The organism is Peribacillus frigoritolerans, from assembly GCF_001636405.1.
Taxonomy (GTDB): Bacteria; Bacillota; Bacilli; order Bacillales; family DSM-1321; genus Peribacillus; species Peribacillus frigoritolerans.
The window spans coordinates 46,736-59,779 of sequence record NZ_KV440950.1; the positions used below are offsets into that span (position 1 = coordinate 46,736).

Annotated in this window: 14 protein-coding genes; 5 read left to right on the forward strand and 9 right to left on the reverse strand. The window is 43.2% G+C overall.

The features are described 5' to 3' along the window. Nucleotides 1-85: 85 nt before the first annotated feature. From A6755_RS00190 to A6755_RS00200, 3 genes are all read right to left on the reverse strand, one after another. A complete protein-coding gene (locus A6755_RS00190; RefSeq protein WP_063589539.1) occupies nucleotides 86-598 on the reverse strand; it encodes a GNAT family N-acetyltransferase in 513 nt (170 codons plus the stop codon). 120 nt (nucleotides 599-718) lie between these two features. Beyond that, complete coding sequence (locus tag A6755_RS00195) at nucleotides 719-2,752, reverse strand: Na+/H+ antiporter (RefSeq protein WP_063589540.1); 2,034 nt, start codon at nucleotides 2,750-2,752, stop codon at nucleotides 719-721. Between the two features lie 233 nt (nucleotides 2,753-2,985). Next, nucleotides 2,986-3,876 (reverse strand): diacylglycerol/lipid kinase family protein, encoded by an 891-nt coding sequence (locus A6755_RS00200; protein ID WP_063589541.1) that lies wholly within the window; start codon nucleotides 3,874-3,876, stop codon nucleotides 2,986-2,988. Between the two features lie 481 nt (nucleotides 3,877-4,357). On the opposite strand from A6755_RS00200, the gene yhfH (A6755_RS27865) reads away from it, so the two are divergent. From yhfH (A6755_RS27865) to yhfH (A6755_RS25770), 5 genes are read left to right on the forward strand one after another with little or no spacing between them, the layout of a single operon-like run. Further along, entirely contained in the window at nucleotides 4,358-4,492 is a 135-nt protein-coding gene (yhfH, locus tag A6755_RS27865) for a protein YhfH (RefSeq protein WP_258249957.1), read from the forward strand. A gap of 43 nt (nucleotides 4,493-4,535) precedes the next feature. Then, the gene (yhfH, locus tag A6755_RS25755) at nucleotides 4,536-4,673 is read left to right on the forward strand and encodes a protein YhfH (protein WP_082162914.1); all 138 of its coding nucleotides are present in this window, start codon (nucleotides 4,536-4,538) and stop codon (nucleotides 4,671-4,673) included. A 29-nt stretch (nucleotides 4,674-4,702) separates the two neighbouring features. Then, on the forward strand, nucleotides 4,703-4,840 hold the full coding sequence (gene yhfH / locus A6755_RS25760) for a protein YhfH (RefSeq protein ID WP_082196596.1): 138 nt from the start codon (nucleotides 4,703-4,705) through the stop codon (nucleotides 4,838-4,840). Between the two features lie 25 nt (nucleotides 4,841-4,865). Further along, on the forward strand, nucleotides 4,866-5,003 hold the full coding sequence (gene yhfH / locus A6755_RS25765) for a protein YhfH (RefSeq protein WP_082201097.1): 138 nt from the start codon (nucleotides 4,866-4,868) through the stop codon (nucleotides 5,001-5,003). A 28-nt stretch (nucleotides 5,004-5,031) separates the two neighbouring features. Next, the gene (gene yhfH / locus A6755_RS25770) at nucleotides 5,032-5,172 is read left to right on the forward strand and encodes a protein YhfH (RefSeq protein WP_082201098.1); all 141 of its coding nucleotides are present in this window, start codon (nucleotides 5,032-5,034) and stop codon (nucleotides 5,170-5,172) included. 127 nt (nucleotides 5,173-5,299) lie between these two features. Here yhfH (A6755_RS25770) and A6755_RS00205 read toward each other — a convergent pair whose 3' ends face one another. The 6 genes from A6755_RS00205 to A6755_RS00230 all read right to left on the reverse strand — a co-directional run bounded on the left by A6755_RS00205 (nucleotide 5,300) and on the right by A6755_RS00230 (nucleotide 12,958). After that, a complete protein-coding gene (locus A6755_RS00205) occupies nucleotides 5,300-6,934 on the reverse strand; it encodes a PucR family transcriptional regulator (protein ID WP_063589542.1) in 1,635 nt (544 codons plus the stop codon). Between the two features lie 157 nt (nucleotides 6,935-7,091). Continuing rightward, nucleotides 7,092-7,310, reverse strand: coding sequence for a hypothetical protein (locus A6755_RS00210; RefSeq protein WP_034304894.1), 219 nt, complete (start codon nucleotides 7,308-7,310; stop codon nucleotides 7,092-7,094). A gap of 16 nt (nucleotides 7,311-7,326) precedes the next feature. Next, the gene (locus tag A6755_RS00215; RefSeq protein WP_063589543.1) at nucleotides 7,327-8,811 is read right to left on the reverse strand and encodes an NCS1 family transporter; all 1,485 of its coding nucleotides are present in this window, start codon (nucleotides 8,809-8,811) and stop codon (nucleotides 7,327-7,329) included. Between the two features lie 41 nt (nucleotides 8,812-8,852). Beyond that, nucleotides 8,853-10,271, reverse strand: a complete 1,419-nt coding sequence (gene hydA / locus A6755_RS00220) for a dihydropyrimidinase (protein ID WP_063589544.1) — start codon at nucleotides 10,269-10,271, stop codon at nucleotides 8,853-8,855. A 14-nt stretch (nucleotides 10,272-10,285) separates the two neighbouring features. Continuing rightward, complete coding sequence (gene preA / locus A6755_RS00225; protein ID WP_034304903.1) at nucleotides 10,286-11,572, reverse strand: NAD-dependent dihydropyrimidine dehydrogenase subunit PreA; 1,287 nt, start codon at nucleotides 11,570-11,572, stop codon at nucleotides 10,286-10,288. Between the two features lie 27 nt (nucleotides 11,573-11,599). After that, nucleotides 11,600-12,958, reverse strand: a complete 1,359-nt coding sequence (locus tag A6755_RS00230; RefSeq protein WP_377307433.1) for an NAD(P)-dependent oxidoreductase — start codon at nucleotides 12,956-12,958, stop codon at nucleotides 11,600-11,602. Nucleotides 12,959-13,044 lie beyond the last annotated feature (86 nt).

Here is a 13,044-nt window from a genome sequence, read left to right on the forward strand (position 1 = left end):
CATAACGAAACCTGTAACAAATTGGACAAAAAAGACTTCCCCTTTTGGAAAAGTCCATTAGCCAATTTTATTTGTTATTCCTCCCTTATTCGATATCCTTGTTCCCCATATCCAATCTATATTCCATTATCTCCATCAACCCGCTTCTGCCTTCCTTCTGAATGCCTGTATCCTGAAACCCCGATTTCGCATAAAGCGTTTTTGCATTCACGTTCATGACGTCCACAGCCAGAATAATCGAATCCTTGTTTGGAAAAATCCCTTTTGCGAATTCCGGAAGGATTTGCAAGGCTTTCTTTCCAATCCCTTTTCCCTGATGTTTTTGATCAACAAGGAATCCCCGGAGTAAAATCGCTTTTCTATCGCTGGTGAAAGGGTCGGTGTTTTCGCCAATGTGTAAAACGAAAAAGCCAACCGGGATACCATCGGCCAATATTACGAAAGGGTGCCTGTCGCAATCTTCCCGGCAATATTTCAGTGACTCTTCCGGCAGAGCTGAAAAAGGAGTTTGTGTATTCGGTAAATAAAACTGGGAAAGCTGGTGAAGGTGTTCCGGTATATAAGGCGTTAAAGTTATGGTCTCGATTTCCTTTTCCATTAAGCACACTCTCTTTCATCAATTATTGAATACAATAATGATTCGATGCCCTGTCCGATATTCCCTTCACAAACCGGAAGGAGCACTGTCGAATATATCGACAGTGCTCCTTGTGTATAATCAATGTGTATTTTCATTGATAGTGAGTGCTTCCCGTAAATTGATTTGCTGGCGGAGTATGTTGGCAACATCACGGGAGATTTGTCGTTTTTCAAACATATCCTGCACTTCGTCCCGTTCTGCCTGGATCGCTTTATAGAACAGCTCCCTTTCATACTCAACCATTTTACTCGGGGTACTGCCTCTGTTCTCACGTTTGCATTTTAAAATCAACACTTTATACTCGTCTATGATCATCGAGGATGTCTTATGATTATCGGCTGTAATTCCGGCCTGTATCTCTTGGATGGCGGCTTTATACATCCTGATTTTAAGATCCCTGACCTTTTCCAATCTCTTAAGGTTGATTTTTCTTATTTCACTTTTATTAGGGAAAAATAATTTTAAAACCCTCAGCATACTTCTCCTGAACAGCGTTACTGACCTAAAAAAACGGAACTTCAGTCGATTTGTTACGGCACCTTCCATACGCTGGATATATTCCTTGCATATATACGCCGTCTCCCGGTCCACTTTTTCATCCTTAATGAGTTTATCAAGGAATCTTTGCTCTGCTTCAAGGGCCTTGAAGCGAAGATCCTTCTCTTCTTCCCTTAATGCAGCCGGTTCTTTCTCCTGTTCTACATAGGACAGTTCATTGATCTTGGTACAATACCTGGAAATGATCGACAAAGCCGCTTCCCGGTTTTCATCTGTCATTTGGGACTCAATCACCCGTATAGCGGCTTGATGTGAGTGGATGGCAGCAGCCTTCGTTTTGTCAGCCTGCTTATCCACCACTTCCTCTTCTTCCGACCGTGCCACGATTGGCAGAAATACACTCGCAATAATCAGTGTCAGCAATATGACACCTGCTGCAATGAAAATGATTAATGAACGCTCAGGAAAAGGACTTCCATCTTCCAACACATATGGAATCGAGAACGAACCCGCTAACGTTACAGCTCCGCGAACTCCGGAAATGGTAATGATCCCGGCCGCTTTGAAGTCCGGTTTTTGTGCTCCCGCTTTTTTCGTCATCCAGCCAATCGACCAGGCAGCCGTAAGCCAAATGAATCGTAAAGCGAAAAGGAAAAGTGTAATGATCACGATATAAAGGATCACTTGTCCATTATTGAAGGCTGGATCTTGAAATATCGTTTTCGCAACGCTTGGGATTTGCAAGCCAAGCAAAACGAATACAAGACCATTCAATACATATAAAATGACGGACCATGTACTCTTTGAAACGACTTGAAGTTCCACTGTTGGTGAAATTTCCCGATCTCGTTCAATGGCATGGACAATTCCCCCAGCCACGACTGCCAAAATCCCAGAAAGGTGGAAATGTTCCACAGCGAGGAAAATAATAAAAGGAGTCAGGATTTGGATAAGCATATGCATCGTGACATCTTCCATCCCTAAACGGCGAAGAAATACGCGAAGCCTGATAATGATGAAAGCTAGTATAGCTCCACCTACAAACCCACCAATTGCAATCCATATGAAACTGAAGGTTGCGTCGACTAAGGAGAAAACACCAGTGACTGTAGCTGCAACAGCAAACTTAAAGGCAACTAAACCTGAGGCATCATTCATCAGCCCTTCGCCTTCGAGAAGATGCATGATGCTCTTCGGCAATTTGACCCGACTCGCCAAAGCGCTTACTGCCACTACATCCGTAGGTGACAAAATGGCCGCCAAAGCGAATGCTGCCGGCAATGGTATCGAAGGGATCATCCAATTAATTAAATACCCGCCTGCCCAAACCGTTATGAATACAAGGCCCAGTGCAAGCATCAGAATGGGTGCTCTCAACTTCCATAGTGCTGTTCGGGGTACATTTTTGCCATCATTGAACAATAGGGGTGCGATGAATAATAGCAAAAATAATTCCGTCTCCATCTCAACATGCATACCCAAGGGTAAAAGTGCCAATATGACACCGAGTGCTATTTGTATTAATGGTACAGGTATAAAGGGTATAAAATGGTTAATTACATTAGACACTCCTATCAATATAAGAAGGGCTAATATAACAAGAAAAAACTCCATACGAACATCAAACTTCCTCTCTCATCTATAATCATAAATATTAGCGTAACATATTTATACCCAGTCAATCATGCATTAACTATTCTAACCTGGAATCCTTCTGAATAATGATACCTTTTATAAAAGCGAAGGAGCTTACGTTGTGTACGATGAACATCCGCAAAGAAAAAAGCTGATTGGCTAAACCATGATCAGCTTTTCCCACATGTTAAAAGAAATGGGAACTAAACGACTCATTTAGTTCCCGGGACGAATAGACGAAGATGTTTATGCAGTACATCTGCCTGGAAAGGAAGAAGAGTGCCTTCATCGCCATCGATATTGACTGCAAGTTCCTCTGACGTGTTTAAATGGAGCTTGGATGTTTTAATATATTCGACTTCGTCATTCCCCATGATCTCCCCCCTGATCAAGCTGGGAATGATCTTGACGATGAGAGGAAGAGATAAATCCTTAATGATGAATGTGTGCAGCTTTCCATCATTCACTTCCGCCTCTGGTGCAAGTTGTTCAAAACCGCCGACAGAGTTAGTCATGGTTGCAATTAGTAAATGAGCCTCCCCCATCCACTTCCCGTGATCATGTTCAACCGTTAAAGGAAACGGAGTCTTTTTAATGATCGCTTTTGCTCCTTCAATGAAATAGGCAAAAGACCCAAGACGGGTTTTTTGTTCAACGGAAACATTATAGGTGGCCTCCGCGATTGCCCCTACCGCCAACACATTCATGAAGTAACGGTCATTGATCTTCCCTATGTCCGATTCCTTAATATGCATATCCTTCAATATCTCGATGGCTGAATTGGGATTCAGTGGTATACCCAAAGACCTGGCGAAATCATTGATGGTTCCTAGTGGAATGATCCCGAAGATAGGCCGATGCTGCTGCTCGCCCAAGCCATTCACTATCTCGTTCACCGTTCCATCACCACCCATGGAAATGACAGCATCGAATCTTTCTGCACAGGCCTCCTTTGCAAACCCCGTCGCATCCCCCTCTCCTTCCGTTTTACGAACGCATACCTCATCAAAAATTTCGCCAAGTGCCTTTTCCGCTTTCGGCAAAATCTTCCCTGCCTTTTCCTTGCCTGAAGATGGATTGACGATAATCATCGCTTTCGACATATGCTACCTCCCATTATTGTACTTCTACTAGCAAGTTACCTCTTTACTGAAGTATTAAAACCATACAGACAGGAACTTACATATAAATCTCTGCCGTTTGGATATTGCTGACATTTTAGAACAAGCACTTTTATGTTACATAGACTGTGAAACAGGCATTCAATGTTCACCCAACCTCCTGTTTCCCATCTGTTATATTAATGCCCCACTCAACACATTGAAAATTGTTTGTCCGTTTCACTCCCTGATTGTTTTTTCGTTTTATAAAAAGCATTATTTCTTTCATTTTCTACTTGCCGTGAAGAAAAATAAAAAAATATACAGATGATAAATCCCTTGCCAATAGGGTTTTCACACTATGGGTGAAAAAAATTTCAAATTTTCTGTAAAATACCTATACATTTTCCAGATTCGGGTATATACTGTATTATAACAACAAGCAAACAACAAAAACTGTACTATAAATAGGGGGGAGCGAGACATGCAAGCAAATCAATCAGATTTACTCATAATCGATTCATTTAAACATTGCCCGGAATGTGGTGAAACACATGTGGACCATTCAAATTCCTATCTGATGGAATGCGATCGCTGCCTTTCCAAACGTGAAGAATAAAGCGGCCGGAAAATATATCTAACATTAAAAGGAGGAAATCATCATGCAAATGAAAAAATCCATTGAGTTTTTTAACAATATCCCTGCTAAACATTGCCCTGAGTGCGGTGACCATATTATCGAGCATGCTGAATCCTACTTAATGGAATGTGACCGCTGCCTTTCCAGACGCGAAGACTGATTAAACCAAATCAAAAAGGAGGAACCATCATGCAAACTATAAATCCACTGGAATTCTTCAGGACACTGCCGCCTAAACAATGTACGGAGTGCGGAACCCATATCACTGAACAAGCTGAATCTTACTTGATGGAATGTGACCACTGCCTTTCCAAACGCGAAGACTGAAACCAAATCATAAGGAGGAATCATCATGCAAACCAAAAACCCACTGGAATTCTTCAGGACACTGCCGCCTAAACAATGTTCGGAATGCGGGACCCATATCATTGAACAAGCTGAATCCTATCTCTTGGAATGTGACCGCTGCCTCTCCAAACACGAAGACTGATCAAACCAAATCATAAGGAGGAATCACCATGCAAACCAAAAACCCATTGGAATTCTTCAGGACACTGCCGCCTAAACAATGTTCGGAATGCGGGACCCATATCATTGAACAAGCTGAATCCTACCTCTTGGAATGTGACCGCTGCCTTTCCAAAAAAGATGAATATTAATAAAAGATGCTGACATCAAGGAGCTATATAGGCCATTTTGATGTCAGCATTAACCTTGTTATCTGCCTCCCTTTCCTTGCATTCAAAAAAGGATGTCCCCTGGACACCCTTCAGTCTTACTATCTTTTCATCTCCCAATATATTTATCTACATACTTCCCGCTGATCTTCCTGCTGCTGTATTGTAAGAAGTCCAATGCAAAAATCATGAATTCAAGGCCCAGACGCTTATCGGAACGCATAAAATCAGAACCTAGCAGTTTCTCCAATTTTTCAAGCCTATGATATAACGTTTGCCGGACAATGAATAATTGTTTTGATGTTTCCTGTTTAGAACCGTTACAGGCAAGGTATGTCTTCAGGGTAGGCATTAGCTCTCCATTGTTTTGCTTGTCGTATTCAATGACAGGACCTAAATATTCATATACCGTTTCCTCCAGATTGCCATGTTTATTTATGAGTGAAATCATGCGATGCATATGTAAGTCCTGATAAAAGAAGCTCCTGTCATCCTCTGGTAATGTATCCTGAAGCAGCAACGTCTCACGGGCCGTTTCATAGCTTTTATAAATCTCACTTAACCTTTGAACATGCTTACCAAAACCAATGGAAAGCAGCCCCATACGATTACGCCCGCTTACATCCATTTTCATGATTCGATCCACCGCGCTTGTAACCCTTGATTTCCAATCTTCGGATGAACGATTATCACCTAAAATAAAAACAAGATGCTGATGTATTTCCATGGAAAATATCTGAAAGCCGTACTGTTCAAAAACAGTTCTAAACATTATCTTAAAATAGGTTCCATCTAATTTTGCGGAATTTTTATTATACTTTGGGTGTTGTTTGCAAATGCAAACAATTCCGCCATCCAACTGCATTTTCGGATCAATATAGGAAAGCCTTTCCCGGATTGCTTCGTCACTATATTCACCTTCAATCCAATTTGTAAGCCATATACTTTCTTCCGACATTTTCTTTTCTTCTATATATAACTCCCTTAATAGATGCTGTGCCAATGCGGTAGCCGTTCGATCCAAGATCAATGAATCAAAATCAGTCAACTCCCTGCCGTTGCTGCTGATGAGCAGTTCCGCATAATTTTCGCCAAGCACTTGTATCGGCTGTCCAAGAACGGTTTTATCCAATTTCCGCTTCTCTTCATATATATCCGCTACCATTTGATAGGTTGTTTTTTTCTTTATTTTTGGAATGCTGGCTATATCATTTTCATTAAAGATAAGAATAACCTGTACATTTAAATAGCTGTGGAGAAATTTTAGAATTGGTTCATAATGGTCAATTTCGAGGAGATTTTTATTTAACTGCTGTGAGTAGTTTTCTAAGTTGGAGATCATCTGATATTGTTTATTGATGATAAGGGAATGTATATCCTGCGTGATTTCCACGAAAGGGACTTCTTCATGAAATAGGATGATAGGGAATTGCCGTTCATTAGCGAGATCGATGGCACATTGCGGCACTGCCATGGTGTTGGCGCCAATCTCTATACAGAGTCCAGCTGCATCGCACTCTATTAACTGTCTTAAGCAGGATAGAAATGTGTCATCGCAGTCTTTCCACCCTAAACCGGTAGTCAGTATCAGTTCGTTTCCATTTAACAAATGGCTGATTTGCGTGACTTCCATGCAGTGGACCCACTTCACTTGACGCTTTATCCCACTGCTGCCTGCAATTATATCCGTCAGATTAAAATGCTTGCGTGTTAGAATTTCCTCGATTGTAATCGATGTATTCATCCAGCCACATCCTTTTATAAAACTGCTTTAAAATCTATTATAAACGGACACCCCTTAAATCTCCAGACACTTGTCAGAAAATCTAACGTCAAAATTCTACAAAAAACTCAAACAAAAAGGACCCATTCGTGAGGAATAGGCCCGGTCCGTAACTTACTCAATTCAACTTTTTTTTGAAAAGCAATGTAGAGAAGTATTTCCTACCTTCCGGGGTTTTGATGTTCAACTGCTTCCATTCCTGCTTCGTTCCTTCAATCAGTTCAAAATCGAGAAAAGCTCCACTTAAACTTTCGGAAACCCGGGTGATTCGATATCCTCTTTCAAGCAAAAAATCGATTTGTTCCCTTTCTAAGCGATACTCTTGATATTCGGACATTTCCATTCCCCCTTTTTCAAACGTTCTTCTTGCCGGTCGAAGCCGTAAAAACCACCTCTACCTCAAGTTCTGGACCTTTTTCAATTATCCAATCCCTTCCAACTGAAATACCTAAATATTTCTCATCGCTTGGATCGATGATTTCAGCTTGTTCATATCGCTTGAACCACCAATACTTAGCTAATATAAAATAACAAGCACCGCCGAGTAGAAAACCGATAATAAACGAATAATTTGAAAAAATCGTGGCACCGATTCCTCCAATCACCCAAGAAATGATTCCTGCCCAATTCACTCCATTCAAGTACTTATACTGGCCTTCACTCTCATAGAGTTCTTGTACATTCACTCTCCGTTTACGAAGGAAATAGTAATCCGCTACCAGGATGCCGACAATGGATGCCAGGATTCCACCTATTATTAATAAAACTTCTATGATGATGCCGAACAGGCTCCATGGCTGAACTACTATCCCAATAACCCCCGCTACAACGACTCCCGCCCAAAATGGCATTTTAGGACCCATGACATTGGAGAAAATGGTAGCTGCGGGAATGACATTGGCCGTAGTATTCGTCGACCATTGAGCAAATACGATCATGATCAAAAGGACGCCGAGGGCAATTCCACTTGCTGATCCCTGTATGGCAACTACAGGGTCATAATTGGAAACAGCCATATAAGAAACCGCTCCGATAATCACCATGAACGTCTGGGTGATGGGATAGGTGATAATATTCCCAATTATTTGCCCCTTATTGCGCTTGAACCAATTTTTTTCATTTTTTGGTGCCTTTATATAGCGGGAAAGCGTCGGCATATCTGCAGTCAATGTGCCCCAAAATCCCATATTTGCCATAATGACGACCATGAAAGCCGTCGCGGCGGCCCCGCCAGTGACCGGACTTTCAATCCAGGACCATACCTCCCTTCCTTGGGCCACAGCCTGATCGGATAGGGTGAAATACATCCATCCAGAAATTAGAATGATGACGGGCGCCGCCAAGTCGGCGAATCGTTCAATCGACTTTATTCCCATTGCCGTGTTGACTAATTGTAAAACGGCAAAAATGAGGAAGCAGATAAACCAATTATCAAAGTCAAAAAGAGTTGTAAAGATAGCATTCATTGCAGTGGCTCCAAAGTAAGTATTGAGGCCGAACCAGCATGACGCTACAAAACCGCGCACAACCGAAGGGATGTGGGTGCCAATCGTACCGAACGGCGCCCTCATATAGACTGGAAATGATATTCCATGTTCAACACCGATATCCCCTGTCATTGTCATCAAAAAGCCGAGAACCACACAGGCAATGACCGTTGCAAGAACGACCCAGCCTAAGGATAAACTTTGAACACCGTTCCCACCGATCGCGAAGGCAGCCAATACTACAGCCATGCCCACCCAAATGAAACCAAATCCGGCTGCACTTATGTTTTTCTCACTATGAGGTATAGGCAGCAAATCGGGAGACTTTAAATAATCTTTCTTCTCACTCATAAAAATCCCCCTAATTTAATTTGCAAGATTCCTTACCGAAGTTAGACTGTAAGCTTTTTCCCGGTATCCGGCTTCAACGCCGAATTATATTTTGCCCGTTTCAAGAATTGTCCTTTTCCAGCTTCGCCCACAAATTGTTTGTCTTTAATGACGAATTGACCTCTCGATAAAACGGAAACCGGCTCACCCGTAATTTCCATACCCTCAAACGCATTATAATCCACCGCCATGTGATGAGTATCTGCAGAAATGGCCCTTTCAATCCTCGGGTCAAAAATGACAATATCAGCATCCGAGCCTACGGCAATCGTCCCTTTCTTAGGGAATAATCCAAATAGTTTGGCAGCACGTGTAGAGGTCATGTCGACGAATTGATTCAAAGTAATGCGCTCTTTCATGACCCCTTCAGAAAAGAGGATACTCATGCGGTCCTCTATCGTTGGGCCGCCGTTCGGTATTTTCGTGAAATCTTCACGTCCAAGTTCCTTCTGTCCCTTAAAGTCAAAAGAGCATTGATCGGAGCCGATCGTTTGCAGCTGCCCCATTTTCAGAGCATTCCATAGCACTTCCTGGTTTTTCTTCTCCCTTAACGGCGGGGACCATACATACTTAGATCCTTCAAAATGGGGCTTTTCAAGATAAGACTGGTCAAGAACCAAATATTGCGGACAAGTCTCACCCCAAATATCCACCCCTTTATTCCTTGCCTCAGTGATCTTTTCAACCGCATCTTCACAGGTGACATGAACGACATAGAGCTGGCCATTTGCCATTTCCGTCAGTTTAGCTGCACGTCCAGTTGCTTCCCCTTCAAGCTCCGGAGGCCTTGTTAATGCATGGTAAATTGGATCGGTGTTCCCTTCGGCAAGCGCCTGCTTTGTAAGATAATCGATGACATCACCATTTTCAGCATGAACCATGACAAGTGCGCCAAGTTCCTTTGCTTGCAACAAAGTGCGGTATAGCGTGGCATCATCAGCTTGAAAAACATTCTTGTAAGCCATGAATACTTTAAAGGACGAAATCCCTTCATTATCGATGATACTTGGCAACTCAGCCAATACTTCATCATTAATCTCACTGATCATTAAATGAAAACCATAGTCTATGGCCGCTTTTTCATTGGCCTTTTCATGCCATGTTTCAATTGCTTTCTTTAAAGGCACCCCTTTTTCGGTCAGGCAAAAATCGATGATCGTTGTCGTGCCTCCATATGCAGCAGCGATTGTACCTGTTTCATAATCATCCTTTGTCGTTGTCCCGCCAAACGGCATATCGAGATGGGTATGCGGATCTATGCCCCCCGGAAAAATATATGCGCCTTTTGCATCAATGATTTCAGCCCCCTCAGCCGACAGGTCCTTTCCAATCATTGCAATCTTCTCATTTTCAATCAATATATCCGCTTGATACGTATCTGCAGCCGTTGCAATCGTTCCATTTTTAATGATTTTCTTCATATTCGACCCCTCCATCATTTTACGAAATCAACACTTTCACTGCTTATGCCCCCAAGGAACGATTGGCGTTCATTCCACGTCATTGGCGGCAATTCATTTGTCAATTCGATCATATCGATCGCCCCATCGGCCGGACAGACGATCGAGCAAAGATTACAGCCTACGCAATCCTCTTCGCGCACTCTCAAGAATGAGCTGCCTGACGTGTCCTTTAACATATCTATACATTGATGCGATGTATCTTCACACGCAATATGGCATTTATTGCAGTTAATGCACACATCATTATTAATGCGCGCAACGACCTTATAATTAAGATCTAAGTTCCCCCAGTCGGAATAGCGAGGTACGGACTTACCGACAATATCCATCACGGAGGATATCCCTTTTTCATCAAGATAATTGGACAGGCCATCGATCAAGTCTTCAACGATTCTAAAACCGTGATGCATGGCAGCCGTGCAAATTTGCACTCCAGTCGAACCCATCAGCAAAAATTCCACCGTATCCTGCCAATTTGAAATGCCGCCAATTCCCGAAATGGGAACATTGATCATTTTATTCCTTGCACACTCTGCCACCATATTCAAAGCAATCGGCTTCACAGCTGGACCGCAATACCCTCCGTGAGCACCCTTGCCGCCTACATGGGGAATCGTATTCCATGAATGGATATCCACTCCTGCCAAGCTGTTGATCGTATTGATCATGCTTATTGCATCCGCACCGCCGCGCACCGCCGCTTCAGCCGTAACCGTAATGTCGGTTATATTGGGTGTAAGCTTGACGATGACGGGCTTGGATGCAGCTTCCTTCGCCCAGTATGTTTGCTTTTCAACCAGTTCTGGAACCTGTCCCGAAGCAGCTCCCATCCCACGCTCTGCCATACCGTGCGGGCAGCCAAAGTTCAACTCGTAACCATCGACCCCTACATCTTCTATGCGCTTGATGATCTCATGCCACTTTTCCTGTTGTGGCTCCACCATCACCGATGCAATGATTGCGTGATCAGGGAACCTCTTCTTCGTTTCATATATTTCCTTCAGATTCACTTCCAGCGGACGGTCCGTTATCAATTCTATATTGTTGAACCCGGCAACTCTTTGTCCATTAAAACTGACCGCTGCAAAACGTGATGAGACATTCAGGATGGGGTCACCCAATGTCTTCCAAACGGCTCCTCCCCAGCCAGCTTCAAATGCACGCTGAACTTGATAACCCGAATTAGTAGGTGGTGCTGAAGCAAGCCAAAAAGGATTGGGAGATTTAATACCTGCAAGATCAATTGATAAATCAGCCATGATAAGCCTCCTATTTTTCATAGTTATTTAAGCAATATCCACCGCTCCGCCCATCAAAATCGAATCAATTTCATAGGCTGTCTTTTTCCCTTGCTGGGCAGCTGAAACAACCATTGCCTCACCTTGGCCTTTTCCGAAGATCACGTCACCGCACGCAAAGATCTTTTCATTCGATGTCCTGTAGGAATCACCCTCCAATGTCACGACGCCATCATCATGTTGAATGCCGAACTGTTCAATCAATCCTACATACCTGGATTGGCCTATGGCACGAATGACGCCATCGACCGGAATGACGAACTCTGATCCGGAAATTTGGACTGGACGGCGCCGGCCATCTTCACCTGCCTCGCTAAGCACCATTTTTACGCACTCGATACCCGTTACCTGACCGCTTTCATCCGATAGTATCCTGGAGGGGGCAGTCAGCCAGTGAAAACCGACACCTTCTTGTTTGGCAAACTCATACTCAAAATCATAGGCAGTCATTTCCTTTTGGGTACGACGATAAATAATGCTCACCTGTTCGGCGCCTAGGCGAATAGAACAGGTAGCTGCATCGATCGCCGTGTTTCCAGCCCCAATCACCGCCATCTTCTTCCCAATGAATTTATCAGTGATTGTCCCTGTTTTCGTGGCCTTTACGAAATCGATTGCATCATAAACTTCAGCTAAATTCTCCCCTTCGATCCCAAGCTTAGGAACATCGGACATGCCTATCGCTAAAATGACCGCATCATGGTCCGCAGTCAGCTGATTTGCGGAAATATCCACCCCGACCCGTGTATTCGTTTTAATATCAACATCCAAACTCTTTACTTGTTCGACTTCCCAATAAGAAATGCTCTGAGGTAAACGGAACGATACAATTCCGTAAGTATTTAATCCGCCTGGATTCTTTTCAGCTTCGAAAATGGTTACACTGTAGCCAAGCAAGGCTAACTCCCTTGCTGCAGACAAACCCGCCGGACCGCTTCCTACAATGGCAACTTTTTTGCCATTCTTCTTCCCGGCCTTGAATAGGGCTTGTTTATTTTGGATGGCCCAATCTGTGGAATAACGCTGGAGATTGCCGATCATGATCGGCTTTGTAGAATGGTTCAGGACACATGCCCCCTCACATAACTCTTCAGTCGGACATACCCGCGCACAGCTGGCACCGACAGGATTGGCCGTCATGATTGTCTTGGCCGACCCTTTAAAATTACCTGATGCTATCTTCTTGATAAAACCGGGAATATCTATTCCGGTCGGACAGGCTTGGATACATGGGGCATCATAGCAGTATAAACATCGATTCGATTCTTCCAAAGCTTCCCTTGGGGATAATCCCCTCTCCGCTTCCTGAAAGTTAATCTCTAGACCACCTTTTAACGGGCTCGTCATACTCATCCACTATTTCTCCTTCCAAACATTTATTTTGAAAAATAAAAAGGGAGGAATTGCGTGCATTCTCTCTACTGTCCTCATAT

What these genes read in the sequence shown, in the direction of transcription:
- A6755_RS00195 (WP_063589540.1), bottom strand. Translation starts at nt 2,752, where the DNA reads ATGGAGTTTTTTCTTGTTATATTAGCCCTTCTTATATTGATAGGAGTG.
- yhfH (WP_082201097.1), top strand. Translation starts at nt 4,866, where the DNA reads ATGCAAACCAAAAACCCACTGGAATTCTTCAGGACACTGCCGCCTAAA.
- preA (WP_034304903.1), bottom strand. Translation starts at nt 11,572, where the DNA reads ATGGCTGATTTATCAATTGATCTTGCAGGTATTAAATCTCCCAATCCT.
- A6755_RS00200 (WP_063589541.1), bottom strand. Translation starts at nt 3,876, where the DNA reads ATGTCGAAAGCGATGATTATCGTCAATCCATCTTCAGGCAAGGAAAAG.
- yhfH (WP_082196596.1), top strand. Translation starts at nt 4,703, where the DNA reads ATGCAAACTATAAATCCACTGGAATTCTTCAGGACACTGCCGCCTAAA.
- A6755_RS00210 (WP_034304894.1), bottom strand. Translation starts at nt 7,310, where the DNA reads ATGTCCGAATATCAAGAGTATCGCTTAGAAAGGGAACAAATCGATTTT.
- A6755_RS00230 (WP_377307433.1), bottom strand. Translation starts at nt 12,958, where the DNA reads ATGACGAGCCCGTTAAAAGGTGGTCTAGAGATTAACTTTCAGGAAGCG.
- A6755_RS00215 (WP_063589543.1), bottom strand. Translation starts at nt 8,811, where the DNA reads ATGAGTGAGAAGAAAGATTATTTAAAGTCTCCCGATTTGCTGCCTATA.
- yhfH (WP_258249957.1), top strand. Translation starts at nt 4,358, where the DNA reads ATGCAAGCAAATCAATCAGATTTACTCATAATCGATTCATTTAAACAT.
- A6755_RS00205 (WP_063589542.1), bottom strand. Translation starts at nt 6,934, where the DNA reads ATGAATACATCGATTACAATCGAGGAAATTCTAACACGCAAGCATTTT.
- A6755_RS00190 (WP_063589539.1), bottom strand. Translation starts at nt 598, where the DNA reads ATGGAAAAGGAAATCGAGACCATAACTTTAACGCCTTATATACCGGAA.
- hydA (WP_063589544.1), bottom strand. Translation starts at nt 10,271, where the DNA reads ATGAAGAAAATCATTAAAAATGGAACGATTGCAACGGCTGCAGATACG.
- yhfH (WP_082162914.1), top strand. Translation starts at nt 4,536, where the DNA reads ATGCAAATGAAAAAATCCATTGAGTTTTTTAACAATATCCCTGCTAAA.
- yhfH (WP_082201098.1), top strand. Translation starts at nt 5,032, where the DNA reads ATGCAAACCAAAAACCCATTGGAATTCTTCAGGACACTGCCGCCTAAA.